The 25,895-nt window shown below is 65.2% G+C and carries 24 protein-coding genes; 9 read left to right on the forward strand and 15 right to left on the reverse strand.

Going from position 1 to position 25,895, the window contains the following annotated elements:
- Window positions 1–71: 71 nt before the first annotated feature.
- The 4 genes from LQ564_RS02475 to LQ564_RS02490 are packed head-to-tail and all read left to right on the forward strand — an operon-like array spanning window position 72 to window position 4,314.
- Complete coding sequence (locus tag LQ564_RS02475) at window positions 72–1,454, forward strand: phosphomannomutase/phosphoglucomutase (RefSeq protein WP_231056495.1); 1,383 nt, start codon at window positions 72–74, stop codon at window positions 1,452–1,454.
- Window positions 1,455–1,464: 10 nt separating this feature from the next.
- The gene (waaC, locus tag LQ564_RS02480; RefSeq protein ID WP_231056496.1) at window positions 1,465–2,445 is read left to right on the forward strand and encodes a lipopolysaccharide heptosyltransferase I; all 981 of its coding nucleotides are present in this window, start codon (window positions 1,465–1,467) and stop codon (window positions 2,443–2,445) included.
- Complete coding sequence (gene waaA / locus LQ564_RS02485; RefSeq protein WP_231056497.1) at window positions 2,442–3,710, forward strand: lipid IV(A) 3-deoxy-D-manno-octulosonic acid transferase; 1,269 nt, start codon at window positions 2,442–2,444, stop codon at window positions 3,708–3,710. The genes waaC and waaA overlap by 4 nt, the downstream gene beginning before the upstream one ends.
- 58 nt (window positions 3,711–3,768) lie before the next feature.
- Window positions 3,769–4,314, forward strand: coding sequence for a YcxB family protein (locus tag LQ564_RS02490; protein ID WP_231056498.1), 546 nt, complete (start codon window positions 3,769–3,771; stop codon window positions 4,312–4,314).
- A 121-nt stretch (window positions 4,315–4,435) separates the two neighbouring features.
- Here LQ564_RS02490 and LQ564_RS02495 read toward each other — a convergent pair whose 3' ends face one another.
- The 10 genes from LQ564_RS02495 to miaB all read right to left on the reverse strand — a co-directional run bounded on the left by LQ564_RS02495 (window position 4,436) and on the right by miaB (window position 15,386).
- Window positions 4,436–5,338 (reverse strand): M48 family metallopeptidase, encoded by a 903-nt coding sequence (locus LQ564_RS02495; RefSeq protein ID WP_231056499.1) that lies wholly within the window; start codon window positions 5,336–5,338, stop codon window positions 4,436–4,438.
- Window positions 5,339–5,382: 44 nt separating this feature from the next.
- Entirely contained in the window at window positions 5,383–6,123 is a 741-nt protein-coding gene (locus LQ564_RS02500) for a lysophospholipid acyltransferase family protein (protein ID WP_231056500.1), read from the reverse strand.
- Between the two features lie 55 nt (window positions 6,124–6,178).
- A complete protein-coding gene (gene gmhB, locus LQ564_RS02505; protein ID WP_231056501.1) occupies window positions 6,179–6,733 on the reverse strand; it encodes a D-glycero-beta-D-manno-heptose 1,7-bisphosphate 7-phosphatase in 555 nt (184 codons plus the stop codon).
- A gap of 18 nt (window positions 6,734–6,751) precedes the next feature.
- Window positions 6,752–8,848 (reverse strand): glycine--tRNA ligase subunit beta, encoded by a 2,097-nt coding sequence (gene glyS / locus LQ564_RS02510; protein ID WP_231056502.1) that lies wholly within the window; start codon window positions 8,846–8,848, stop codon window positions 6,752–6,754.
- A gap of 21 nt (window positions 8,849–8,869) precedes the next feature.
- The gene (glyQ, locus tag LQ564_RS02515; protein ID WP_231056503.1) at window positions 8,870–9,784 is read right to left on the reverse strand and encodes a glycine--tRNA ligase subunit alpha; all 915 of its coding nucleotides are present in this window, start codon (window positions 9,782–9,784) and stop codon (window positions 8,870–8,872) included.
- A gap of 138 nt (window positions 9,785–9,922) precedes the next feature.
- Entirely contained in the window at window positions 9,923–11,485 is a 1,563-nt protein-coding gene (gene lnt, locus LQ564_RS02520; protein ID WP_231056504.1) for an apolipoprotein N-acyltransferase, read from the reverse strand.
- The gene (locus LQ564_RS02525) at window positions 11,485–12,363 is read right to left on the reverse strand and encodes a CorC family transporter (RefSeq protein ID WP_231056505.1); all 879 of its coding nucleotides are present in this window, start codon (window positions 12,361–12,363) and stop codon (window positions 11,485–11,487) included. The genes lnt and LQ564_RS02525 overlap by 1 nt, the downstream gene beginning before the upstream one ends.
- Window positions 12,364–12,482: 119 nt before the next feature.
- Window positions 12,483–12,950, reverse strand: coding sequence for an rRNA maturation RNase YbeY (gene ybeY / locus LQ564_RS02530; protein ID WP_231056506.1), 468 nt, complete (start codon window positions 12,948–12,950; stop codon window positions 12,483–12,485).
- Window positions 12,931–14,019, reverse strand: coding sequence for a PhoH family protein (locus LQ564_RS02535; RefSeq protein ID WP_231056507.1), 1,089 nt, complete (start codon window positions 14,017–14,019; stop codon window positions 12,931–12,933). The genes ybeY and LQ564_RS02535 overlap by 20 nt, the downstream gene beginning before the upstream one ends.
- Complete coding sequence (miaB, locus tag LQ564_RS02540; RefSeq protein WP_231056508.1) at window positions 14,016–15,386, reverse strand: tRNA (N6-isopentenyl adenosine(37)-C2)-methylthiotransferase MiaB; 1,371 nt, start codon at window positions 15,384–15,386, stop codon at window positions 14,016–14,018. Before miaB ends, LQ564_RS02535 begins: the two co-directional genes overlap by 4 nt.
- A gap of 613 nt (window positions 15,387–15,999) precedes the next feature.
- Between miaB and LQ564_RS02545 the strand changes: the two genes are divergently transcribed.
- Window positions 16,000–16,401: a hypothetical protein gene (locus LQ564_RS02545; RefSeq protein WP_231056509.1), complete on the forward strand. Its 402-nt coding sequence runs from the start codon at window positions 16,000–16,002 to the stop codon at window positions 16,399–16,401.
- 162 nt (window positions 16,402–16,563) lie between these two features.
- On the opposite strand, the gene LQ564_RS02550 is transcribed toward LQ564_RS02545, so the two are convergent.
- Together LQ564_RS02550 and LQ564_RS02555 are read right to left on the reverse strand one after the other, a co-directional pair.
- Window positions 16,564–17,418 (reverse strand): HDOD domain-containing protein, encoded by an 855-nt coding sequence (locus LQ564_RS02550; RefSeq protein ID WP_231056510.1) that lies wholly within the window; start codon window positions 17,416–17,418, stop codon window positions 16,564–16,566.
- Complete coding sequence (locus LQ564_RS02555; RefSeq protein WP_231056511.1) at window positions 17,415–17,744, reverse strand: hypothetical protein; 330 nt, start codon at window positions 17,742–17,744, stop codon at window positions 17,415–17,417. Before LQ564_RS02555 ends, LQ564_RS02550 begins: the two co-directional genes overlap by 4 nt.
- A gap of 170 nt (window positions 17,745–17,914) precedes the next feature.
- On the opposite strand from LQ564_RS02555, the gene gstA reads away from it, so the two are divergent.
- Window positions 17,915–18,520, forward strand: coding sequence for a glutathione transferase GstA (gene gstA / locus LQ564_RS02560; protein WP_231056512.1), 606 nt, complete (start codon window positions 17,915–17,917; stop codon window positions 18,518–18,520).
- Between the two features lie 36 nt (window positions 18,521–18,556).
- Window positions 18,557–19,099, forward strand: a complete 543-nt coding sequence (locus LQ564_RS02565; RefSeq protein ID WP_231056513.1) for a DUF1697 domain-containing protein — start codon at window positions 18,557–18,559, stop codon at window positions 19,097–19,099.
- A gap of 50 nt (window positions 19,100–19,149) precedes the next feature.
- Here the strand turns inward: LQ564_RS02565 and LQ564_RS02570 are convergent, their stop codons facing one another.
- The gene (locus LQ564_RS02570) at window positions 19,150–19,416 is read right to left on the reverse strand and encodes a hypothetical protein (RefSeq protein WP_231056514.1); all 267 of its coding nucleotides are present in this window, start codon (window positions 19,414–19,416) and stop codon (window positions 19,150–19,152) included.
- 544 nt (window positions 19,417–19,960) lie between these two features.
- Here LQ564_RS02570 and LQ564_RS02575 point away from each other — a divergent pair.
- Window positions 19,961–21,931 carry an AAA family ATPase gene (locus LQ564_RS02575; RefSeq protein ID WP_231056515.1) on the forward strand — a complete coding sequence of 657 codons (1,971 nt, stop codon included), beginning with the start codon at window positions 19,961–19,963 and terminating at the stop codon, window positions 21,929–21,931.
- 286 nt (window positions 21,932–22,217) lie between these two features.
- Here the strand turns inward: LQ564_RS02575 and LQ564_RS02580 are convergent, their stop codons facing one another.
- Entirely contained in the window at window positions 22,218–23,915 is a 1,698-nt protein-coding gene (locus LQ564_RS02580; protein WP_231056516.1) for a cation:proton antiporter domain-containing protein, read from the reverse strand.
- 81 nt (window positions 23,916–23,996) lie between these two features.
- Window positions 23,997–24,632, reverse strand: coding sequence for a TetR/AcrR family transcriptional regulator (locus tag LQ564_RS02585; RefSeq protein ID WP_231056517.1), 636 nt, complete (start codon window positions 24,630–24,632; stop codon window positions 23,997–23,999).
- 72 nt (window positions 24,633–24,704) lie between these two features.
- Between LQ564_RS02585 and LQ564_RS02590 the strand changes: the two genes are divergently transcribed.
- Window positions 24,705–25,886 carry a lipid-transfer protein gene (locus LQ564_RS02590; RefSeq protein WP_231056518.1) on the forward strand — a complete coding sequence of 394 codons (1,182 nt, stop codon included), beginning with the start codon at window positions 24,705–24,707 and terminating at the stop codon, window positions 25,884–25,886.
- Window positions 25,887–25,895: the final 9 nt, after the last annotated feature.

Raw genomic sequence — 25,895 nt, forward strand, 5'->3', positions numbered from 1 at the left:
GAGGCCTTGCCCTCACTGGCTGCACAGCCGCAGTACAGCCGACTTGCGCGCCCCAGCTTTCCAAGGAAACCATGGTTGCTCTCTCCAAAACGATCTTCAAGGCCTATGACATCCGCGGCGTCATCGACAAGACGCTCGACGAAGGCATCGCCCGCCACATCGGCCGCGCATTCGGCGCTGCCGCCCTGGCGAAGGGAGAGAAGAAGGTCGTGATCGGCCGCGACGGCCGCCTGTCGGGCCCGGGCCTGGCCGCGGCGCTGGGCGAAGGCCTGCGCGACGCCGGCGTCGACGTGATCGACCTCGGCATGGTCGCCACCCCGATGGTCTACTTCGCCACCAACGTGCTCGACACCCGCTCGGGCATCATGGTCACCGGCAGCCACAACCCGCCGGACTACAACGGCTTCAAGATGGTGATGGCGGGCGAGGCGATCTACGGCGACGCGATCACCGCGCTGCACGACAGCATCGCAGCCTACGACGGCGCCATCGCAGGCCAGCGCGGCGAGTACGGCACCCACGATATCCGCGCCGCCTACCTGGAACGCATCATTGGCGACGTCAAGATCGCACGCCCGATCAAGATCGCGGTCGACTGCGGAAACGGCGTGGCCGGCGCCTTCGCCCCCGACCTGTTCCGCGGCATGGGCTGCGAGGTCGTCGAGCTGTTCTGCGAAGTGGACGGCCACTTCCCGAACCACCACCCGGACCCGGCGCACCCGGAAAACCTGCAGGACTTGATCCGCGCCCTGCAGGACACCGATGCCGAGATCGGCCTGGCCTTCGACGGCGACGGCGACCGCCTCGGCGTCGTCACCAAGGATGGCCAGATCATCTTCCCGGACCGCCAAATGATGCTGTTCGCGTCCGACGTCCTGTCGCGCAACCCGGGCGCCGAGATCCTCTACGACGTCAAGTGCACGCGCCACCTCGGCCCCTGGATCGAAAAGGCCGGCGGCCGTCCGCTGATGTGGAAGACCGGCCACTCGCTGGTGAAGGCCAAGCTGAAGGAAACCGGTTCGCCGCTGGGCGGCGAGATGAGCGGCCACATCTTCTTCAAGGACCGATGGTACGGCTTCGACGACGGCCTGTACGCCGGCGCGCGCATGCTCGAGATCCTGACGAAAGAGGCCGATCCCTCGCAGCTGCTCAACAGCCTGCCGATCGCGTCGAGCACCCCGGAACTGCACCTGCACCTGAAGGAAGGCGAGAACTTTACCCTGATCGACAGCCTGCGCGCCAACGCGACCTTCCCGACTTCCGAGAAGATCAACCCCATTGACGGCCTGCGCGTGGAATACCCGGACGGCTTCGGCCTGGCGCGTTCCTCGAACACGACCCCGGTCGTGGTGCTGCGCTTCGAAGGCGAGAACCCTGAAGCGCTGGCGCGCATCCAGGGCGAATTCAAGAACGTGATCCTGGCCGCCAAGCCGGACGCCGAGCTGCCTTTCTGAGGACCTGCGTTTGAAGATCCTGCTGGTGCGCGTGTCCTCGCTGGGAGACGTGCTGCACAACCTGCCGATGGTGGCCGACATCCTGCGCCACCATCCCGGCGCCACCATCGACTGGGTGGTGGAAGAGGGCTATACCAGCCTGGTGCGCCTGAATCCGCACGTGCGGAAGATCATCCCCTGGGCGCTGCGCCGCTGGCGCAAGAGCCTCGGCAAGAAGGAGACGCGGGCCGAGATCAAGGCCTTCCTTAACACCCTGCGCGAGGAAGAATACGACGTCGTGTTCGACACCCAGGGCCTGCTCAAGACCGGCATCATCATGGGCGCCGCCCGTACCCGCAAGGGCGGGCGCAAGGTGGGCCTGGCCAACGGCAGCGAAGGCTCGGGCTACGAAGGCATCTCGCGCATCTTCCACACCAACAGCATCCCCCTGAGCCCGCGTACCCACGCGGTCGCGCGCGGCCGCCTGGTGGCCGGCGTGGCGCTCGGCTATGCGGTCGATACGCCGCCGGACTTCGGCCTGCCGGCGCCGCAGGCGGCGACGCGGCCGGCTTTCCTGCCGGCCGAGGATTACACCGTGTTCTTCCACGGGACTGCGCGCGACGCCAAGAAGTGGTCGCGCGCGAACTGGGTCGCGCTCGGCAAGGCGCTGGCGCCGATGCCGGTGCTGCTGCCCTGGGGCTCGCCGCAGGAGCTGGCCGAGGCTGAAGCGCTGGCGGCGCAGCTGCCGAACGGGCGCGTGCTGCCCAAATTGTCGATGATGGACGCGGTCTCCGTGGCCCAGCATGCGCGCCTGGCGGTCGGCGTCGATACGGGCCTCACCCACATCGCCGCCGCTTTTGTCCGCCCGACCGTCGAGATCTACGCCGATTCGCCGAAGTGGAAGACCGAGGGCAACTGGTCCGATCGGATCGTCAACCTCGGCGACCTGGGCAGCCCGCCGTCGGCCGAGGAAGTCATCGACGCGGCGCGCGGCCTGCTGGGGCGCGCGTGAGCCGTCTGCTGTATTCGCTGGCCTGGTACCTGGCGCTGCCGCTGGTGCTGGCCAGGCTGTGGTGGCGCGGGCGCCAGGAGCCGGGCTACCGCGCGCACTGGGCCGAGCGCCTCGGTTTCCCGGATGCGCCGGCCTCCGATCGCCTGACCTTGTGGGTGCACGCGGTCTCGGTCGGCGAGACCCGCGCCGCGGAACCGCTGGTCGAAGCGCTCCTTACGACATACCCCGACAGCCGCATCCTGCTCACCCACATGACCCCGACCGGCCGCGCCACCGGCAAGTCGCTGTTCGGCCACCATGGCGAGCGCGTGGTCCAGTCCTATCTGCCCTACGACACCGGCTTCATGGTCGGGCGATACTTAGAGCGCTTCCGGCCGCGCGTGTGCATCCTGATGGAGACCGAAGTCTGGCCGAACCTGGTCGCCGGCTGCGCCAGCGCCGGCGTGCCGGTGGCGCTGGTGAACGCGCGCCTGTCCGAGCGCTCGCTGCGCCGTGGCCGCAAGATGGGCGCCCTGATGCTGGATGCGGCCGCCGCGATTCCGCTGGTGGCCGCCCAGACCGAGGCGGACGCCGACCGTATCCGCTCGCTCGGCGCGCCAAAAGTCGCCATCACCGGCAGCATCAAGTTCGACGTGGTGCCGCCTGCCGCGGCCCTGGAGAAGGGCGCCTGGCTGCGCGCGCAGGCCGCCAACCGTCCGACCTTCCTGTGCGCCAGCACCCGTGAAGGCGAGGAAGCGCTGATCCTGGACGCCTGGGCGCGCGTGGACGGAAAGCCTGCAAACGCCTTGCTGGCGATCGTGCCGCGCCATCCGCAGCGTTTCGACGAGGTGGAGAAGATGGTCGCTGCGCGCGGCCTGAAGGTGGTGCGCCGCTCGCAGCTGGAGCATGGCGTGGGCGACGCCGACGTCCTGCTGGGCGATTCGATGGGCGAGATGTTCGCCTACTACGCCGCCTGCGACTGCACTTTCGTCGGCGGCAGCCTGATGCCGCTGGGCGGCCAGAACCTGATCGAGCCATGCGCCCTGGGCAAGCCGGTGCTGGTCGGCGAGCATACCTTCAACTTCGCCGACGCCACCGAGGAAGCGGTGGGCGACGGCGCCGCGATGCGGGTGCCGGATGCCGACGCCCTGATGGCCGCCGCCGTGCGCCTGCTGGAAGACGCGGCGGCGCGAAGCCATATGGGTGAGCGTGCGCTCGCTTTCGCCGGCCGCCACCGTGGCGCGACCCTGCGCACTGTTGAACTCCTGCGACAGCTGATCCGCTGAGATTTGCTACCATTCTCTCTTGGAGCTCGCATAAATACAGGGATACAGGGGATGCGCTATGTTGTCGTTTAATCACCCGAGACCGGTCAACAGCAATAAACCCGTCGCCGTGCTGGTGCAACAGCAGGACGACGACAAGGTGCTGCACGTGCCGGTCGGGACTGCCCCGGCGGAACCCCCGCTGGCGGCCGCCGCGTCCCTGCCCTTGTCCGAGCTGCACTTCTTCGTGCGCTACACCCTGGGCGAGTACATCGCCTTCATGTGGCAGCACGGCGGCTACCTGATCCGCCGCCGCCGCATCCGCTTCCCCGCCAGCCTCTACCTGCGCCTGAAGAGCACCCTGGGCGCCGCCGTCCACTTCGTCCTGCTCGGGCGCGGCCGCCGCACCTACGAATTCACGATCGACCAGCACGGCATCGTCCGCACCAGCGGCGGCGTGACCCTGATCGGCTGGGAAGACGTGATGGCGGTGCGCACCTATCCGCGCGGGTTCATGATGGTGCTGAAACGCGGGACGCTGCCGATTCCCTATCGGGCTCTTTCGGAAGCGCAGATGGGCGCGATGAAGCAATTAGCCGCAGCGCGAAGAGATTCGCTTCTGTAGGGTGGGCCTGGGCGGCCCCGCGGTCCTCCGCCCACGCGGTGATAGTTAGACGATGAACAGCCGCGCGGGCAGCATTAACGTGATTTGAACGCGTGGGCGGAGGACCGCCCACCCTACGAAATCAGTCGGTGAACAGCACCGGCATCTCGTGCGAGCGCTTCTTGAGCGCCAGCCGCGCCCCATCGTAATCCGGATACACCTCGCCCACCGCCGCCCAGAACGCCGGGCTGTGGTTCATCTCGCGCAGGTGCGCCAGCTCGTGCGCCACGACGTAGTCCACCAGCCCCAAGGGATAATGCACCAGGCGCCAGTTCAGGCGGATGTTGCCCTCCACCGTGCAGGAACCCCAGCGTGTGCCGGCCGAGGACAGCGCGAATGCGCGATAGGTCACCCCCAGCAGTGGCGCATAGTGGTCGAGACGCTCCTTGAACAGCTTCTTCGCCTCCGCCTGGAACCACAGCTTGACCCGCTCCTTGAGCTGCCATTCCGACAAGCCCGGCACTACGCCGATCCACAGCTCGCCGTTCGACGCATCGAACTGGCAGTGGCTGCGCGGCGCTTCCTCCAGCCGCAGCGTGATCTCGCCGCCGAGGTAGGGCAGGCGCGCGCCATCCTTCCATTCGACCGGCGCGCGTTCGAGGCGCTGGGCGCGCCGTTCACCGCGTTCGAGCAGCTTGGTGAGGATCCAGCGCTGCTTGGCACGGATCGCGTTGTCGATATCGAGCTGGCTGCAGCGGCGCGGCGCCGTCACGCGCAGGCCGTCGTCGTCGATCATGAAGCCGATCGAGCGGCGCGTGGAGCGGCGCAGGGCGTAGTCGACGGTGTGGGCGCCGAGCACGATGCGCTTGAGCGGCGGCTCGCCGTCGGCGACGGGAGGCGAGGGGATGAGATTGCGTGGCGCCGGAGGCGGCGCCTTGAACAGCGGCTGCGCCGGCGCCGCCGGTTTATCCGAGGGCTTGAGCGCCGCGAAGAAGTCCTGCGCAAACAGTTCCAGCTGGCTCGAGTCGACCTTTGACGACGCCATGGATTGCTGCGGTTTCGACTCCCTGATCTGGGCGCTGACGTCGCTCAGCCACCTCTGTAGGCGTGGGGCGAAATGACGCGCATTTCGGATTCTATCCAATTTTCGACCTCTTGCATCATGCTGTCGGGAGTGTGGCCTGCTGGCGAAATCGGCTTGCCGATCGAGACCGTCACCAGGCCGGGGCGCTTGATGAAGGAATTCTTGGGCCAGCATTCGCCTGAATTATGCGCGATCGGCACGACCACGCTTTGTGTTTCGATAGCCAGGCGCGTGCCGCCGCTCTTGTACTTGCCCTTCTGGCCGACCGGGATGCGGGTCCCTTCCGGGAACATGATGATCCACTGGCCGTCGGCCAGCCGGCGCTTGCCGTGGCGGACCACGTGGCCGAAGGCGTTCTTGCCCTGCTTGCGGTCGATCGGGATCATGCGCAGCAGGCCCATGGCCCAGCCGAAGAAGGGAATGTACAGGATTTCCTTCTTGAAGACGAAGACCAGGGGGCGGGTCAGGTTCGGCAGCAGGAAGATGGTCTCCCAGGCCGACTGGTGCTTCGACAGCACCACCGCCGGCGCGTCCGGCAGGTTCTCGTAACCCTTGAATTCATAGCGGATCCCGCAGATCACCTTGGCGCACCAGATGATGAAAACGTTCCAGCGCGAGGTCACCCAGAAGCGCTTGTTGTAGGGCAGGGGCGCGGCCAGGAAGCAGATGCAGGCCCAGACCACGGTGGCCACGATCATGATGACCGTGAAGAGCAGGGAACGCAGGAACAGACTGAAGGTGTGCAAAGGGGCTCCGGACGAATTTCTGGTTTGGACGGTGATGCTTGTTTTTGTATGCTGCTCAGTCAGGCCGCTGTGCCGCGGTCTTCAGGAAGGACTGTACCATCGAAGCGAGGTCGGGGAAAACCTGGGTGCCCGGCGGCAGGCCGCCGGTCTGTTGCGTTTTCTCCCCTTTGCCGGTCAGGACCAGGTAGGGCACGCAGCCCAGGCGAAAGCCCGCCTGCAGGTCGCGCAGCGAGTCGCCGACCGTCGGCACGCCCTTCAGGCTCACCTTGAAGCGCTTGCTGATCTCCTCGAACATGCCGGCCTTGGGTTTGCGGCAGTCGCAGTTGTCGATCGCGGCGTGCGGGCAGAAGAAGATGGCGTCGATGTCGGCGCCCACCAGCTGGGCGCTGGCGTGCAGTTTCTGGTGGATCGCGTTCAGGGTCGTCATGTCGAACAGTTCGCGCGCGATGCCCGACTGGTTCGAGGCGATGACGACCCGGTAACCCGCCTGGTTCAGGCGGGCGATCGCTTCCAGCGAGCCGGGGATGGGAATCCACTCCGCCGGCGACTTGATGAAGTCCGGCGAATCGTGGTTGATGACCCCATCCCGGTCGAGGATGATGAGTTTCATGGCACTACCTTCAAAAGCTTACGCGGCGAGTTTCGAGATGTCGGCCACGCGGTTCATCATGCCGTGCAGCTTCGACAACAGCGCCAGGCGGTTGTTGCGCAGGTTGACGTCTTCCGCCATCACCATCACGTCGTTGAAGAAGGCGTCGACTTCGTCCTTCATCAGCGCCAGGGTCTTGAGGGCGCCGGTGAAGTCGCCCTTCTCGAACGCAGTGGTGACATCGCCCTCGAGCTGCTGCATGCGGGCGGCCAGCGCCTGTTCGGCCGCTTCCACCAGCAGTTCCTGTTTGATCGAAGCATCCGCCGGCATCGCTTCCTCGTTCTTCTTGAGGATGTTGGTGATGCGTTTGTTGGCGGCGGCCAGCGAGCTTGATTCCGGCAGGGCGGCAAAGGCCTGCACCGCTTCCAGGCGCTGGACGACGTCGTCGACGCGGTCCGGGTTCTGGGCCAGCACGGCTTCGACTTCGTTCGGCGAGAAGCCGCGCTCGCGCAGCATGCCGCGCAGGCGGTCCAGCATGAAGTCCTTCACTTCGCCCGACGGGTCCTTGAACGCGGCCTGGCCCGCGAACACGCCGGCGGCATCGCCCAGCAGTTCGGACAGCGACAGCGGCAGGCGCTTCTCGACCAGCATGCGCATCACGCCCAGGGCGTGGCGGCGCAGCGCGAACGGATCCTTCTCGCCGGTCGGCTGCAGGCCGATGGCCCAGATGCCGACCAGGGTTTCCAGCTTGTCGGCCAGCGCGACCGCCAGGCCGGTATTGGTCGACGGCAGGGCGTCGCCGGCAAAGCGCGGCTGGTAGTGCTCGGAGGCGGCCTTGGCCACTTCCTCGTGCTCGCCGTCGTGACGCGCATAGTAGGTGCCCATGATGCCCTGCAGCTCGGGGAACTCGCCGACCATGTCGGTCAGCAGGTCGGCCTTGGACAGGCGCGCGCCGCGTTCGGCCAGCGCCACGTCGTAGCCGAGGCGCTTCGCGATACTGGTCGCCAGCTTCGTCACGCGTTCGCTGCGCTCGGCCTGGGTGCCCAGCTTGTTGTGGTAGACCACGTTCGACAGCTGCGGCAGGCGCGACTCCAGCGTCTTCTTCTTGTCCTGCTCGAAGAAAAACTTGGCGTCCGACAGGCGCGGGCGCACCACGCGCTCGTTGCCGCCGACGATGGCGGCCGGATCGTCGGTGGCGATGTTCGACACGATCAGGAAGCGCGAACGCAGCTTGCCGTCGTTATCGGTCAGCGCGAAGTACTTCTGGTTCGTCTGCATGGTCAGGATCAGGCATTCCTGCGGCACCGCCAGGAATTCGTCCTCGAAGCGGCACGCGTAAACGACCGGCCATTCGACCAGCGCGGCCACTTCATCGAGCAGCGACTCGGGCATCAGGACGCGGTCGGCGCCGGCTTTTTCCAGCAGCTGCGAACGGATGCTTTCCTTGCGCGCCTCGGCGGAGGACAGCACCTTGCCTTCGGATTCCAGCACCTGCGCGTACTGGTCGGCGTGCGGCACGGTGATCTCGCCGCCATGCGACAGGAAGCGGTGACCCATGGTCTGGCGGCCGGCCGTCAATCCCAGCAGGGACAGCGGCAGCACCTGCTCGCCGTGCAGGGCGAGCAGCAGGTGTACCGGGCGCACGAACTGCACGGTCGCGCCGTCCGGACGCTGGTAGCTCATGACCTTCGGAATCGGCAGCTTGGACACGGTCTCCTGCAGCACGTCCTGCAGGGCCCCGGCCAGCGCGCTGCCGCTTGCGGTGTAGGTGTAGAAGAAGGATTCGGCCTTTCCGTCCTGGGCGCGTTCGAGGTCGCTGATCTGCAGGTCGGGGAAGCCGAGGGCCGCCAGCTTCTTGGCCAGCGGCGCGGACGGGTTGCCGTCCTTGTCCAGCGCGACCGACACCGGCAGCACTTTTTCGCGGATCGACTTGTCGGGCGAGGTGCCGCGCACATTGGTGATGGTGACGGCCAGGCGGCGCGGGGTGGCGTGGGCCGTGGCGACGCTGTCGCTTTCGAGGAAGTCGCGCGCCTTCAGGCCATTGGCGATGCCGTTGGCGAAGGCGGCGCCCAGTTTCACGAGCGCCTTTGGCGGCAGTTCTTCGGTCTGGATTTCGACGAGGAGAGTCTGGTTCATGGTCATGTTCTGTTCTTCTTCTTAGGCGGCGGCTTTGGCGGCGCCTGGCAGCATCGGGAAGCCCAGCTTCTCGCGCGAATCGTAATAGGCCTGCGCCACCAGGCGCGACAGCGTGCGCACGCGGCCGATGTAGGCGGCGCGTTCGGTCACCGAGATGGCGCCGCGCGCGTCCAGCATGTTGAAGCTGTGCGAGGCCTTCATGATCTGCTCGTAGGCCGGCAGCGTGAGCTGCAGTTCGATCAGGCGCTTGGCTTCGGATTCGTGGTTGGCGAAAGCCTGGAACAGCAGCTCGGTGTTCGCGTGCTCGAAGTTGTAGGTCGACTGCTCGACTTCGTTCTGGTGGAAGACGTCGCCGTATGACAGGGTCTTCTTGACGCCGTTTTCTTCCCACTCGGTCCACACCAGGTCGTAGACGTTCTCGACGCCCTGCAGGTACATCGCCAGGCGCTCGATGCCGTAGGTGATCTCGCCCAGCACCGGCTTGCAATCGAGGCCGCCGACCTGCTGGAAGTAGGTGAACTGGGTGACTTCCATCCCGTTCAGCCAGACTTCCCAGCCCAGGCCCCAGGCGCCCAGGGTCGGGCTTTCCCAGTCGTCCTCGACGAAGCGCACGTCGTTCTTCTTCAGGTCCAGGCCCAGGGCTTCCAGCGAACCGAGGTAGAGGTCGAGGATGTTTTCCGGGGCGGGCTTGAGCACCACCTGGTACTGGTAGTAGTGCTGCAGGCGGTTCGGGTTCTCGCCGTAGCGGCCATCCTTCGGGCGGCGCGAGGGCTGCACATAGGCGGCGCGCCAAGGCTCCGGTCCGATCGCACGCAGGAAGGTGCCGGTGTGGAAGGTGCCGGCGCCGACTTCCATGTCGTAGGGCTGCAGCAGGGCGCAACCCTGCTTGTCCCAGTAGGTCTGCAGGGTGAGGATGATTTGTTGGAATGTGAGCATGTGGTGGGCGCCGCGGGGTTGGTGCCGCGGTCGCGGTAAATTTGCCAAATGACCAATTCTACTGAATTTTGGCCAGGGGCTGGGGCGTGATTCGACTCAGCAGTAGGAATTTGTAGGGTGGGCGGTCCTCCGCCCACCCTACGAAACCCGTTGGCGGTACTGGCGGCCGGCGAACCAGGCGCCGAGCAGCATGAGGGCGCCCAGCAGCAGGAAGGCTTGGTTGCCGAAGCGGACGTAAGGCGTCAACCCTTCGGTGCCGCGCACGGTCGCGCTCAGGACGCCGCGTCCATAGAAGGGCAGCGCCTGCGTCACCTTGCCGCGCCCGTCGATGATGGCGGTCGCGCCGTTATTGGTCGAGCGCAGCATCGGCCGCCCGGTCTCGATCGCGCGCATCTGCGAGATCTGCAGGTGCTGCGGGATCGCCACCGACTCGCCATACCACGCCAGGTTCGACACGTTCAGCAGCAGGGTCGCGGGACGCGGCGCGTTGCGCAGCTGGGCCGCGATTTCTTCGCCGAAGGCGTCCTCGTAGCAGATATTCGGCAGCACCAGCTGATCCTTGATCGGGAAGGCCGCCTGCAGCGCCGCGCCGCGGGTCTGGTCGCCCAGCGGAATGCTCATCAGGTCGGTGAACCAGCGGAAGCCCGGCGGGATGAATTCGCCGAAGGGCACCAGGTGGTGCTTGTCGTAGCGGTAGGGCGAGGAGCCGGGGCCGAAGGCGATCACGCTGTTGCCGTATTTCGTCGGGCTGTCCATCATCGGAATGCCGAGCATCAGGTGGCTGCGGGTCCGGGCCGCAAAGTCCTGCAGGCCGGCCAGGTAGTCGGGCGGCAGGTACTGGGGCGAGACCGGAATCGCCGTCTCCGGCGTGGCGATCAGGTCGGCCGGCGCCGCCGTGATCAGCCCCTGGTAGCGGCCGACGATGTCCATCAGGTAGGCCGCATCGAACTTCTGGTCCTGGCGCACGTCGCCCTGCAGCAGGCGCACGGTGAGCGGCTGGCCCACTTCATGGGTCCAGTCGACGAATTTCAGGGTGAAGCCGCCCACCATCACTGCCGCGAACAGCGACAGCGCCGGCCAGCGCGCACGCTGGGTCAGCATCACGATGCAGCCGGCGCACAGGGCCGCCAGCACGCCGACGCCGTAGACGCCGACGATCGGCGCGTAGCCGCCCAGCGGCGAAACGTTGTGCGCATAGCCCGCCGCCGCCCAGGGGAAGCCGGTGAAGACCCAGCCGCGCATCCATTCCGACACGCCCCACGCTGCGGGCAGCACCAGAAGCACGAAGGCCGGCACGGGCAGCGACCACTTGCGGCGCAGCCAGCTGGCGGCGCCGCCGGCGAACGCGCCGAACAGGCCCATGTAGAGACCGAGCAGGGCGATCGCGATCGCGCCGAGCACGGCGGGCAGGCCGCCGAAGCGGGTGATGGCGATGTAGAGCCAGTGCATGCCGGCCACCGACCAGCCGAAGCCGAAGGCCCAGCCGAGCCAGACCCCGCGGCGCGACGAGGTCCCCATCCCGACCTGGTAGAAGAAATACGCCAGCGCCAGGAACTGCAGCGGCCACCAGCCGAAGGGCTCGAAGGAGAACAGCGAGGTGGCGCCGGCAAGCGCCATCAGCGCCAGGGCTCTGGCGGAAGGCCTGCTTGCTTTGAGGGCGGGGTCAGGGCTGGTGGCGGGCTGGGTACGGCGGCGCAGCATCAGTCGTGGTCGGATTCGAGCGCGGGCAGCTTCTCGACCAGCAGCACGTGGATCTGGCGCGCGTCGGCGCGCAGCACTTCGAAGCGCAGGTTCTCAAGGTCGAACACCTCGCCTTTGTGCGGCATGCGGCCCAGGTGGCTGGCCACCAGGCCGCCGATGGTGTCGGCATCGTCTTCCGGCAGGTCGACACCGATCTCTTCGTTGAACTGCTCGATCTCGGTGAGCGCCTTGACCCGCCAGCGCGGGCCCAGCTGGCCTTCCTTGATCGACAGGACGTTGTCTTCTTCCTCGTCGAAGTCGTACTCGTCCTCGATGTCGCCGACGATCTGCTCGAGCACGTCCTCAATGGTGATCAGGCCGGCCACGCCGCTGTACTCGTCGACGACGATGGCCATGTGGTTGTGGTTGGCGCGGAAGTCGCGCAGCAGCACGTTCAGTCGCTTCGATTCCGGGATGAAGATCGCCGGGCGCAGCATCTTGCGCACGTCGAAGGACTCTTCGGCATAGTAGCGCAGCAGGTCCTTGGCCAGCAGGATGCCGACCACCTTGTCGCGCTCGCCCTCGATGGCGGGGAAACGGGAATGTTGCGTCTCGAGCACGATCGGCAGCCATTCCTCGATGGGCTTGGAAATGTCGATCACGTCCATTTGCGAGCGCGGCACCATGATGTCGCGCACCGACAGGTCGGACACCTGGAACACGCCTTCGATCATCGACAGCGCATCGGCGTCGATCAGGTTGCGTTCGTGGGCTTCGTGCAGGACTTCGAGGAGTTCCGCGCGGTTTTCAGGCTCGGGGGAGATGAGTGCGGTCAGCCGTTCGAACAGCGACCGGTGGGGTTTGGCGTCCGATCGGACGTCACTGGGATACTCGGGCATAGTTGGCGTGAAGCCGTTGTTGCGATGGGTATAGGATACACGAAAAGGGCAGATGCCCCACAAAGCGCACCGTTGCCGTAAAGAATGGCAGTGGACGGCGCCGCCGTCCACCATCGGCATCAGTCCGCGTACGGGTCCGGATAGCCCAGCACTTCCATGATGTCGCGCTCGAACTGCTCCATCTCGTCGGCTTCCTCGTCGTGCTCGTGATCGTAACCCTGCGCGTGCAGCACGCCGTGCACCACCAGGTGGGCCGCGTGTTCCTCGACCGTCTTCTTCTGCTCCTCGGCCTCGCGCAGCAGCACGTCGGTGCACAGGATGATGTCGGCCTGGGTCGGGTCCTCGTCGCCGAGTTCCTCGCCCTCGTTGTAGGCGAAGGTGAGCACGTTGGTGGCGTAGTCCTTGCCGCGGTACTGGCGGTTCAGGGCCTGGCCTTCCTCGGCGTCGACGAAGCGGATCGCCAGTTCGGCGGGCCCCAGCAGGGCCGCGTCGACCCAGCGCTGCAGCATCTCCTCGGTGATCTCCTCCTCGAGGCGGGTGTCGGCGTACTGGACGTCGAGGTCGAGCTTATGTTTTTTTTCTTGCATTTTTCACCGGTAGCGGTTTGGGTAAGGAGGCCAGGTCCTCGACCGAGGAATGGGCTTCGTAGGCGTCGATGATGCGTCCCACCAGCGGGTGGCGCACCACGTCGACGCTGGAGAACTGGGTGAAGCCGATGCCGCGCACGTTCTTCAGCACGTGCATGGCGTCGACCAGGCCGGAGCGCTGCGACTTGTGCAGGTCGACCTGGGTCACGTCGCCGGTGATCACGGCCTTGCTGCCGAAGCCGATGCGGGTCAGGAACATCTTCATCTGCTCGACCGTCGTGTTCTGGGCTTCGTCCAGGATCACGAAGGCGTGGTTCAGGGTGCGCCCGCGCATATAGGCCAGCGGGGCGATCTCGATCACCTGCTTCTCGAACAGCTTCTGGGTACGGTCGAAACCCAGCAGGTCGTACAGCGCGTCGTACAGCGGGCGCAGGTAAGGGTCGACCTTCTGGCTCATGTCGCCCGGCAGGAAGCCGAGGCGCTCGCCCGCTTCCACCGCGGGGCGGGTCAGGATGATGCGCTTGACCGCGTCGCGTTCCAGCGCGTCCACCGCGCAGGCGACGGCGAGGTAGGTCTTGCCGGTGCCGGCCGGGCCGATGCCGAAGCTGATGTCGTGCTCGAGCACCGATTTCAGGTACTGGATCTGGTGCACGGTGCGGCCGCGCAGGTCGCTGCGGCGGGTTTTCAGGGTCGGGCTGACCAGCTCGGACGGCTCGCCATCCTCCGCCGCATCGTCAGGCTCCTTGTCCTTCGCGGCCGGGGCGTCCGGCGCCGCGTCGTCCGGCACGCGCGGCTTCAGGCCCGAGCGCTGCTCGACCAGGGCCAGCTGCACTTCCTCGATCGGCACGACCTTGTTGGCGACCGCATAAAAGCGTTCCAGCAGTTCGACCGCGCGCTCGGCATTGCTGCCGCTGACGATGAATTTCTCGCCGCGGCGGAAGATGGTGACGTCGAGCGCGGCCGAGATCTGGCGCAGGTTCTCGTCCAGCGGGCCGCACAGATGGGCGAGCCGCGTGTTGTCGAGCGGCTCGGGGATGAAGTACGAAGGCTGTTGTGGTGTGTTTTTCAACTGGCTTTGGCAATCGTTTCTAGGTTGGCGACGAGTTCGCCGCGGAGGAAATAGTCATGGCTGGCGGTGATGCGCAGGTCGACCAGCTGGCCGACCAGGCCCGCCATATCATCGGCGTCGAACAGCACCGCGCGGTTGTTTTCGCAGCGGCCCTGCAGCTTCTCTGGTTCTTTCTTGGCCGGCCCTTCGACCAGCACGCGCTGCACGCTGCCGACCATCGCCGCACTATATTTGCGCGTATTCGCGTCGATCAAGGCCTGCAGGCGCTGCAGGCGCACCAGTTTCACCTCGTGCGGGGTATCGTCCTCGAGGTTCGCGGCCGGGGTGCCCGGGCGCTTGCTGAAGATGAAGCTGAAGCTGTTGTCGAAGCCGACGTCTTCCACCAGCTTCATCATCGCCTCGAAGTCGGCCTCGGTCTCGCCCGGGAAGCCAACGATGAAGTCGGACGAGAAGGTCATCTCGGGACGCACCGCGCGGATGCGGCGGATGATCGACTTGTATTCCAGCCCGGTATAGCCGCGCTTCATGGCGCCCAGGATGCGGTCCGACCCGTGCTGCACCGGCAGGTAGATGTGGTTCACCAGCTGCGGAATCCTGGCATAGGCGTCGATCAGGCGCTGGGTGAATTCCTTCGGGTGGCTGGTGACGTAGCGCAGGCGCGCGATGCCGGGCAGGTCGGCGATGTATTCCAGCAGCAGGGCAAAATCAGCTGTACCCCCGGCGACTTCCCCGCCTTCCATCACGCCGCGGTAGGCGTTCACGTTCTGCCCCAGCAGCATGATTTCCTTCACGCCCTGGGCCGCCAGGCCGGCGCATTCGGTCAGCACGTCCTCGAAGGGGCGCGAGACTTCCTCGCCGCGGGTGTAGGGCACCACGCAGTAGCTGCAATACTTGCTGCAGCCTTCCATGATCGACACATAGGCGACCGGGCCGTCGACCTTGGCGGGCGGCAGGTGGTCGAACTTTTCGATTTCCGGGAAGCTGATGTCGACCTGGGCGGCGCCGGTGGCGCGGCGCTCGCGGATCATCTGCGGCAGGCGGTGCAGGGTCTGCGGGCCGAACACCACGTCCACGTGCGGCGCGCGCTTGACGATTGCCTGCCCCTCCTGCGAAGCCACGCAGCCGCCCACGCCGATCACCAGGTCCGGCTTGTCGCGCTTGAGCGCCTTGAAGCGGCCCAAGTCGGAAAACACTTTCTCCTGCGCCTTTTCGCGCACGGAGCAGGTGTTCAGCAGGATGACGTCGGCGTCTTCCGGCGTGTCGGTACGGACCAGGTTGTCGGTCGAGCCGAGCAGGTCGGCCATCTTGTCCGAGTCGTACTCGTTCATCTGGCAGCCGAAGGTCTTGATGAATACTTTTTTCTGCATGGAATGCTGTGTTGAATGGAAGTGCAGCTGCCGCGGCAAGTGCGGCGCCCAGTTTATCGTAAATCACTAAATGGGCCGGAAATCGGCCCGTGCGCTCCCGGTTTTCATGCCTCAGGGAACGATAAGTTTCTTAACCTAAAGTCGTTGTCTTACTGTTCAGATTGTTAAATGTGTGTTCGCTAACCGAGCGCTGGAGTAATATCGGACAGTATGTCGACAGCAAACTGTTTCTTCTTGTAAATCAATGGGTTCGAACGGAATTCTGATTAGGAAAATTTATTAAAGAAATCTCTTGCGTGCGCCACAAAACATCCCCATGTGCTGAAATGCCTATGTGACAAGCTTTCCACACGATAGCTTGATTTCTAACAATGAGTCACATGCGTAGCTCGGGTGTACTGAGGGCGTATGGGCCTGATAATTTGTTCGAAAGACAAGTGCGCATGTGGGGAGAGGCACGCAGGGGCATGCGGTCCAGTACGTTTCTTTAAGGAGATTTTCAGGAACCACCTGTTTAATTTCCTCAAGGAAGACGGGGAACTTATGTTGACGAGGTCGCTTTTAACAAAAGTTCGTAAGGGAACTATTTTAACCAACTTAAGAGGTAAACATCATGGCACAACAGCACCATGCATTGTCATCGCAAGAAAGCTACAACCCGAACCATCTGCTGGATATCCTGCTCGGCAAGATGCAACTGAAAAACGACGCCGCGCTGTCGCGCATGCTGGAAGTTGCGCCGCCGGTCATCAGCAAGATCCGCCACCACCGCCTGCCGGTCGGCGCTTCGCTGCTGATCCGCATGCATGAAGTCACCGGCATGAGCATCCGCGACCTGCGCGACCTGATGGGCGATCGCCGCACCAAATACCGCCTGTCGGACGCACAAGGCCGCCCGAAACCAGAAGAGAAGGCAGCCCAGGCAGCCGCAGCGGCCGCCGCCCAGCAGCAACCACAGCAGCCGCAATCGACCAACGAGAACCAGTCGTCCTCGTCCGGCAATTATGCTCACTGATGCCGTGGGCATGACGGAAACGCCGGTCATGCCTTCGGTACCAGCGGGCTGCGGCGCCGCGCCCTGAAGGGCGGCGCCGCGTCCCACATAGATCAAGACGCCTTTCGTCTTTTTGGCCAGCTTGGCCAGTACGTCCTCAAGCCGATCAGTCGGCTGTTTTTTTTAGGCCATCAGGATGGCCGCCATCTCCTCGACCTGCAGCTCGGTCTCGTGGAACACCTCGAGCCACGCTTCCTCAGACAATCCCAGCGCCGTCCACGCCACCGCCGACACGCGCGGAACCAGCTCGTCCGGATTGCCGGCCAGGTCCAGCGCATGCACCACCGCGCTCGCCACGTGCACGATGGTCGCCAGGAAACCCGCGCCCGGCGCTTCCGGCAGGCGATAGAAGGCGATCGCCTGGCGCATGGTATCCGAGAAATGCCAGTGCTCGGCCAGCGCCACGCCGGCGTCGACGTGGTCCAGCCCCATCAGGGCGCGCTCGGCCTCGGCCAGTTCGCAGTCGCGCTTGTCGCGCAGCGAAAGCACGGCCTGGTAGCGTTCGGGAAAGCGGGTCACCAACACCAGGCGGCCGATGCCGTGCAGCAGGCCGGCCGAGAAGGCGTAGTCCGGATTGAAGCGCACCCGCCGCGCCAGTACCCGCGCGCAGGCCGCGGTGGCGATCGAGTGGCGCCAGAAGGCGCGGTCATTGAAGCCGGGGCAGCGTCCGGCCGGAAAGCATCCGGTCAGCGCTGCGGCCGTGATCAATTGTCGCATGGTTTCGTAACCGAGGAAGGTCATGGCTTGCTGGACCGTGGTCGCCTTTACCTGCAGCCCGTAGGCCGAGGAGTTGGCCAGGCGCAGCGTCTTGGCCATCAGGGCGGGGTCGCTCGCGACCTTTTTCGCCAGCACGGCGGTGTCGATGTCTTCCTGCTCGATGCTGCCGAGCAGTTCCATCACGATGTCCGGCAGCGAGGGCAGGTCGTCCACGCCGCCAATCAATTCCTCGATCGACAGGGGGGCGTCGAGATCGTTCATGGCGCCACCCCGCGTTTCAGGCGATAGTCCTCGACGTAGCGGCGCAGCAGGCCGGTGGCCCAGTCGCCCAGGTCGTCGCGGTCGTTGCGGCGGAACAGGTGATCGATCCTGGCCTGGATCTCGGCGTCGCCGGGAGCCGCCAGCGGGGCCGCGCGCTGGACCGGCGCGGCGCCGACGCCATGCCGCGCCAGCGACGCGATCGCCGCCTCGTTCAGGACCGCGCCCGCCGCCAGCAGGACGTGTCCGTGTTCGTCCATCACGGCGTCGGCCAGCACCATCCCCGGGTAGAGGTGGGCCAGCGGCGTCATTTCATAGGTATCGCTCATTGTTTCCCCGCGTAGTTTCTTGTACGTAAAGCCTGTCGATCTTAACACCGCAATGTGATGGACGAGGATGAACGGTGCAGGCTGTGGCGTTCCCGCAAAGTCCGGCGCAAAAATGTTGTACGCTTGCAATCGCGCGGTCATCACCGCATTTATCGTTGAAAAGGATTCGCATGAAACTGTACGTCAGCCCGGGCGCCTGCTCGCTCGCCCCGCACATCGCCCTCACCATCGCCGGCCTGCCGTTCACGGTCGAGCGCGTCAGCCTGAAGAGCAAGTCGATGGCCGGCGGCGGCGACTTCCGCACGATCAACGACAAGGGCTCGGTGCCGGCGCTGCAACTCGACGACGGCAAGCTGCTGACCGAGGCGGCGGTGCTGCTGCAGTACATCGCCGACCAGGCGCCGGCATCCGGCCTGGCGCCCAGCCACGGCAGCTTCGAGCGCTACCAGGTCATGGAATGGCTGAACTACATCGCCACCGAACTGCACAAGCGCTTCTCGCCGATCTTCACGCCCGGCGTCACGCCAGAAGGCCGCGAAGCCGCCTGGACTGCCCTGGCGCGTCCGATCGGCTACCTGGCCGGCAAGCTCGAGGGCCAGCGCTTCCTGATGGGAGAGCAGTTCAACATCGCCGACCTTTACCTGTTCACGGTACTGAACTGGGTCGGCTTCGCCGGTTTCACCCTGGACGCCTGGCCGGTATTGCAGGCCTACCACGCGCGCGTCGCCGCCATCCCCGCCGTGAAGGACGCCCTGCGCGCCGAGGGCCTGGCCTGAGCGCCATCACCGAACCGCCTCGGCTACCATCGATCCATGAGCCAATGCTACGTCGCCCTCTTGCGAGGAATCAATGTTGGACGCGCCAAGCGCGTCGCCATGGCCGACCTGCGCCAGCTGGTCGAGGGCCTGGGTTTTACGCAGGTGCGCAGCCTGCTCAACAGCGGTAATGTGGTGTTCCAGGCCGAGGGCACCAGCGCCGGGGCGGCGGCCGCGGCGATCGAGGAAGCGCTGGTGCTCAAGCTGGGCGTCGCGGCGCGCGTCTTCGTGCTGGACAGTGAAGAGCTGGCAGCCATCGTGGCCGCCAATCCCTTGCTCGACGTGGCGGACAACCATTCGCGCTTGATGGTGTTCGTGCTCGGCGACCCGGACCAGCGCGGCCGCCTCGCGGCGCTGGCCGAACAGGACTGGGGCTGCGAGCAGCTGGCGCTGGGCGAGCGCGCCGCCTATGTCTGGTGTCCGGAAGGGGTGCTGGACAGCGCGCCGGCGCTGGCGCTCGGCAAGCAACTGGGAGACGGGACCACGTCCCGCAACTGGAGTACCTTGATGAAGCTGCACGCCATGTGCAGCGCGTCCTGAAGCCTCGACCTCAGGGCCGGGCAGGGCGCCCGGCCTCATTCAATTCCTGCTTACCTGAACTTCTCGCTGCTGTCGCGGCTCGCCCGGTAGCCGATCAGGACCAGGCCCAGCAGCATCATCGCGAACACTTCCGGCTCCGGTAGCTCGGACATGTGGCTGGGCGGCGTGACGACGTCCTGGCGCTGGGTCACGGACAGGTTGCGGACCGGCTGCTGGGTGGCGGTGGCCGCCGCGCCGGTATGGAGGTCGATCAGGGAAGCTTGCGCCGGACTGCCGAGGCAGAATGCAAGCGCTGCTGCCAGTGCGTATCGTTTCATAGCCATTCCTCTTGAAGAGTAGGAAAGGGCGAACCCAATGTCGGAATCAGCATAGCAAAACTGCGTGAATGGATGCGTTCAATTGAAAGGATGAGTTGCGCAAAGATCTCAACACTATGCACAAAGATGCCTACTGTTGAGCTCACACAAACACATCTTTCACTGTCGCAAAATAGCCTCGCCCATGGCTGACATTATGGCAAGCGTAAGAATACTTTGTAATGGCATTTGAATAAGTAATGCGAATTCTTTTACTACTCCAATAATATTTCCTGACAGTCTGACAAGCAAAATCATTATCGTTGTTTTCACTATCGGAGTAATCGGCATTTTTTTCGTCGCACGGTATACACCTCGGTTTTTTTTGCGGGTATAGTCTCCATATTCCTATTGCCTTCGGGCATCAAAACAATACCAAACGTGCACGTTTGGACTCCAGAGCGGCCCACGCGCCGCAGCCGATCCCGCGCAGACCACGCCGGCACGGCACCCAGCAGCAGCATCGTCGTAGCGTCGCCGTTCCAACCCAAGCCAGAGATCAACCATGCCGAATTTCTCCCAATTGCAAGTTGCTTTCAAGAACGCGTTCAAGAGCGTTTACGTCCGTCTGGCGCTCGCAGCGCTGTTCGGCGTGATTGCAGCCGTGACAATCTGGAAGTCGACCGTGAGCCAGGACCCGGCGCCGGTCGTGCAGTCGCAAAACATTGCCGAGATCACCGAACTGGCCGCCCAGAAGGCGCGCCTCGAATACCTCCTGATCGCCAAGCCGCTGTCGGAGTCGCCGCGCTACGTCTATAAATTCAAGGACGCCGCCAGCATCCACGTGGTAAAGGTGCCGAGCACCTCGCACCTGTCGCTCGAGCGCGAAGTGCTGCTGAAGAACGCGATTCCGTATTCGATCGCCAAGGACGACTACCTGGCCAGCCACAAGGCCGTCATGGACGAGGGCGAAAGCTTCCTCGACAAGACCGGCACTTTCTTCAAGAACTACGGCCTGCAGATCGGCCTGGTGCTGCTGGTGCTCTACCTGCTCAAATTCGGCCTGCCGGGCATGAACACGGCCGGCGCCTCGCTCATCACCCCGGACAAGCTCAAGGGCAGCATGGACGACCTGATCGGCATGGAAGACATCAAGCAGGAAGTGCTGCACCTGGAAGACATGATCCGCAACCGCGACGAATACCAGTCGCACAACATCGACAAGCCCTTCAACGTGATGCTGACCGGCCCCGCCGGCACCGGCAAGACCAAGCTGGTCGGCTACCTGGCCAAGCGCCTCGACATGCCGCTGATCTCGGCCTCGGGCTCGGCCCTGGAATCGGGCTACGTCGGCGGCGGCTCGAAAGCGCTGAACGCGCTGTACAAGAAAGCCTGCGCCAAGGGCAAGTGCATCATCTTCCTGGACGAAGCGCAAAGCCTGTTCATGCCGCGCGGCCGCAGCGAAAAGAAGTGGGAAGACGACACCGCCAACACCCTGCTGGGCCTGCTGGACGGCGTGAAGAGCGACAAGGGCCAGGGCGTGATCTGGGTCGTTGCCTCGAACTTCGACGACTCGAACACCGAGATGGACGAAGCGATGCTGCGCCGCTTCTCGGTCAAGATCAACTTCCGCCTGCCGAACAAGGGCGAGCGCAAGGAACTGCTGCGCAGCTTCCTGGCCCGCAAGAAGGACGGCCTGGTGGACTGGACCGACACCAACCTGGACCAGGTGGCCGAGATCACCCAGAACCTGAGCCCGGCCCTGCTGGAAACCGTGGTCGAACGCGCCTCGATGCTGTCGATCCAGGAAAAGGCGATCATCAACACCAACCTGCTGTTCCGTGCCTACGAACGCGCCACCATCGGCCTGACCGACCGCGCGACGACCGCCGAAAAAACCAAGCAGCGCGAGCGCATCGCCCTGCACGAACTGGGTCACTTCTTCATGCAGATCGATCCCTGGCTGCGCCAGGGCCTGAGCCTGGCCGAAGTGAAGGAAAAGTCGCACCTGCTGAAGATCTCGACCGAAGCGGTGTCGAAGATCGGCGCCCTGGGCTACGTGCTGCAGTCGGGCGAAGACATGTCGCTGCGCACCCTGGAAGAGCTGGAGCGCGATGTCGTCGGCCTGTACGGCGGCGTGGCGGCGGAAGAACTGTTCTACGGCGCCCGCGGCATTTCGGTCGGCAGCCAGAACGACATCGAGAAGATCACCAAGATGCTGAACCTGATGGTCAGCCGCCTGTCGATGTACTCGCGTTCGAAGCTGGATTATTCGCAGCTGTCGAAGGAAGTCGGCGGCGAACACACGCTGCGCCTGGTGGAAGAAAAGGCCGATGAGCTGTACAGCTACACCCTGAACGCGATCCACGACTACAAGCTGGTGATCGAATCGCTGAAGGACACCCTGATGGACGAGTACGTGCTGTCCAAGGATGCGGTGTTCGCCCTGCTGGAAGAGCGCAGCGAGATGATCTACTCGCAGCTGCATGGGCGCCACGCCAACCTGAAGCTGTGCGTCGAAGAAGCCGCCGCTTAAATACTGACCGTTTTTTCCTTGCTGTTCTTAACCCCGCCGCGCGCAAGCCGGCGGGTTTTTTTTGCGTGCGCTGCGCTGCGCGGACGTGAAACAAGATTGTTAGCTTGAAGACCGTCGCTCCGGCGAAGGCCGGAGCCCAATATCGTCGCGTCACGTTAGCAGGTGCACGCAAGCGTTGGTAGGATGCGAAGGAAATTGGGTCCCGGCCTGCGCCGGGAGTCATGGGCGCCAGTGGCGCGCATGACGTTGGTAACGGTATGGGTATAGAGCAGGTCGCGGGCTTCGGTCAGTGCGCCGCGGCGCTTTCCTTCAGCGTCTCCAGCACATGCCGCGACATGCTCGCCGCCAGCTCCTGCTCGCCCACGAACACCTTGCCGCCCGTCTCCTGGCGCAGCAGCGCCGCCTCGCCTTCGTTGTGGCTGCGCACCACCACCTTCACCGCCGGATTGAGCATGCGCGCGATCTCCACCATGCGCCGCACGTGGAAGGTGTCCGGCGTCGCGATCACGAGCAAGGCCGCGTGCGTGATGTGCGCCTGGATCAGCACCGCCGGCTCCGCCGCATTGCCCGCCACCGCGGGAATGCCCTTGGCCCGCAGCTGTTCGACGATCTCGCGGTTCTGTTCCGCCACCACGAAGTGCACGCCGCGCGCCATCAGGTCGTCGGCCATGCGGCGGCCGACGCGGCCGAAGCCGACCAGCACCACCTGGCCGCTGAGCTTTTCGTGCGCGGTTTCCATCGGCAGCTCGGCCAGCGGGTCGGCCGGGCGTTCGAGTTTGCGCGCCAGCTCTGGCTTCGATTTCAGCCATTTTTCCAGCGGCGCGCCGAGGCTGAACATCAGCGGGTTGACGGCGATCGAGATGATGGCGCCGGCCAGGATCAGGTTCTGGCCCAGCGCCGGCAGCAACTCGAGCTGCATGCCCAGCGCTACCAGGATGAAGGAGAATTCGCCGATCTGCGCCAGCGAGGCCGAGACCGTGACCGCGGTGTTGATCGGGTAGCGCAGCGCGATCACCAGCACGAAGGCGGCGATCGATTTGCCGACCAGGATGATCGCTACCACCGCCAGCACCTGCAGCGGATAGTTGATGACCACCATCGGATCGAACAGCATGCCGACCGAGACGAAGAACAGCACCGAGAACGCGTCGCGCAGCGGCAGCGACTCTTCGGCCGCGCGGTGGCTCAGTTCCGATTCGCGCAGCACCATGCCCGCGAAGAAGGCGCCCAGCGCGAACGACACCCCGAACAGGTGCGAGGAACCGTAGGCGATGCCGACCGCCGCCGCGATCACCGACAGGGTGAACAGCTCGCGCGAGCCGGTCTTGGCCACGCGCCACAGGAACCACGGGAACACTTTGCGGCCGACGATCAGCATGAAGGCGACGAAGGCGCCCACCTGCAGCAGGGTCTTGCCCAGCGACGGCCACAGCTCGGCGCCGGCATCGCCCTTGCCGCCCAGCGGGCCGGCCAGCGCCGGCAGCATCACCAGCACCAGCACCATCACCAGGTCCTCGACCACCAGCCAGCCGACCGCGATACGGCCGTTCATCGAGTCGAGCACGCCGCGCGCTTCCAGCGCGCGCAGCAGCACCACGGTGCTCGCGACCGACAGCGCCAGGCCGAACACCAGGCCCGCGCCCAATCCCCAGCCCCACCAATGCGCCAGCCCCATGCCCATGAGCGTCGCCACCGTGATCTGCAGCAGCGCGCCGGGCAGGGCGATCTTCTTCACGTCGAGCAGGTCGCCGAGCGAGAAGTGCAGGCCGACGCCGAACATCAGCAGCATCACACCGATTTCCGCCAGTTGGGACGCTAGCTGCACGTCGGCGACGAAGCCCGGTGTGGCGGGGCCGATCAGGACGCCGGCGGCGAGGTAGCCGACCAGCGCGGGCAGTCGAAGGCGTATGGCGAGCATGCCGAACACGAGGCCGAGGCCCAGTGCGGCGGCGATGGTGGTGATCAGGCTGAGTTCATGGTGCATCCGTGCGGCCTCCGTGACAGGTTGTTAACGCCACGAGTATAAAGTACCGACGCTCCCTGCCGGGAAAAAGTTAACGCCAATTCACGGCACGGTCGCGAGCGATAACAGCACTTTGTGCACCGATGCGCGCATGGCGGCGAATTGCGCGGGGCGCGCGCGGCGGTCCGGGCGAAACAGCATCAGGCCCTCGACCTGGGCCACGATCAGCACCGCGCGCTGCATCGCTTCCTCGTCGTCGATGGCCGGGTTCAGCCCGCGGATCAGGCCATATACGGCCTTGCGCTCGCGCGCCATCATCCTGCCCATCAGGTCGGAAGCGAAGGGGTGGCGCGAGGCCAGCGCCCAGATTTCGAAGAAGATCGCATGCGTGACGGGTTCCGTGATCTCGTCCAGGAACATGTCGATCGTGCTGAGGAAGCGCTCGACCTGCGGCCGGCCCGCCATCGCCACCGCGATGCGGTCCATCTTGGCCTGGAATTCGTCCATCGTGGTGAGCAGCAGCGCTTCGAGCAGGCGCTCCTTGCTGCCGTAGTAGTGCTGGACGTTGGACAGGCTCATGCCGGCATCCTGGGCCACGCGCCGCATCGACAGGCCGGCGTAGCCTTCGGCGGCGAGCAGGGCGCGCGCGGCCTGCAGGATGGCGTGGGCGCGGCCGAGGCCTTTTTCGGTGGTCAGCGAAGGCTTGTTGCGCAGCGCGCTGTCGTTAAGCGGTGTCATGTTGCGATTATCGCATCGGCATGCAAGAATCGAGCGATAACTAGGTCGCGCGACCTAAAACGAGGAGACAGCATGAACAAGGTGGTCGTGAGCGGCGTCGGGATGATCCCCTTCGCCAAGCCGGGCGCGAGCCGCCCCTATCACGAGATGGGCGCGCAGGCGGCGCGCGCGGCGTTGGAGGATGCGGGGATCGCGTGGGACCTGGTCGAGCAGGCCTATGCCGGCTACGTCTACGGCGATTCCACCAGCGGCCAGAAGGCCCTGTATGCGGTCGGCATGAGCGGCATCCCCATCGTCAACGTCAACAACAACTGCTCGACGGGTTCCACCGCGCTGTTCCTGGGCCGCCAGGCGGTGGCCAGCGGCGCGGCCGACTGCGTGCTGGTGCTGGGCTTCGAGCAGATGAGCCCCGGCGCCCTCGGTTCAATCTTCACCGACCGCCCCACGCCCTTCGACGCTTTCGACGCCGTCACCGACCGCGTGGTCGGCAAGCCCGAGATCCCACTGGCGCTGCGCTACTTCGGCGGCGCGGGCCTGGCGCACATGGAGAAGTACGGCACGCCACTGGAGGCCTTCGCGCGCATCCGCGCCAAGGCCAGCCGCCACGCCGTGAACAATCCGCTGGCGCTGTTCCGCAAGGAGGTCACGGCGCAGGACGTGCTGGACGCGCCGGAAATCTGGCCCGGCGTGATGACGCGCCTGATGGCCTGTCCGCCGACCTGCGGCGCAGCGGCGGCCCTGTTGGTGTCGGAAGATTTCGCGCAGCGCCACGGCCTGCGCCGCGACGTCCACATCGCCGCCCAGGCCATGACCACCGACCGCCCGGACACCTTCGAGTCCGGCGACATGATGCGCCTGGTCGGCTATGACATGAGCCGCGCCGCGGCGAGCAAGGTCTACGAGCAGTCCGGCCTGGGGCCGGAAGACCTCGACGTGGTCGAGCTGCACGACTGCTTCGCGCACAACGAGTTGATCACCTACGAAGCGCTGGGCCTGTGCCCGGAAGGCGGCGCCGACAAGTTCATCGTCGAGGGCGACAACACCTATGGCGGCAAGGTGGTCACCAACCCGTCCGGCGGCCTGCTGTCGAAAGGTCACCCGCTCGGCGCGACCGGCCTGGCGCAGTGCTACGAGCTGACCCACCAGCTGCGCGGCACGGCCGACGCGCGCCAGGTGGCGGACGCACAGGTGGCGCTGCAGCACAACCTGGGCCTGGGCGGCGCCTGCGTCGTCACCATGTACCGGAAAGGGTGACGACATGGA

Origin of the sequence: Massilia phyllostachyos (assembly GCF_021044825.1) — a bacterium.
In the GTDB taxonomy this organism is placed as follows: Bacteria; Pseudomonadota; Gammaproteobacteria; order Burkholderiales; family Burkholderiaceae_D; genus Telluria; species Telluria phyllostachyos.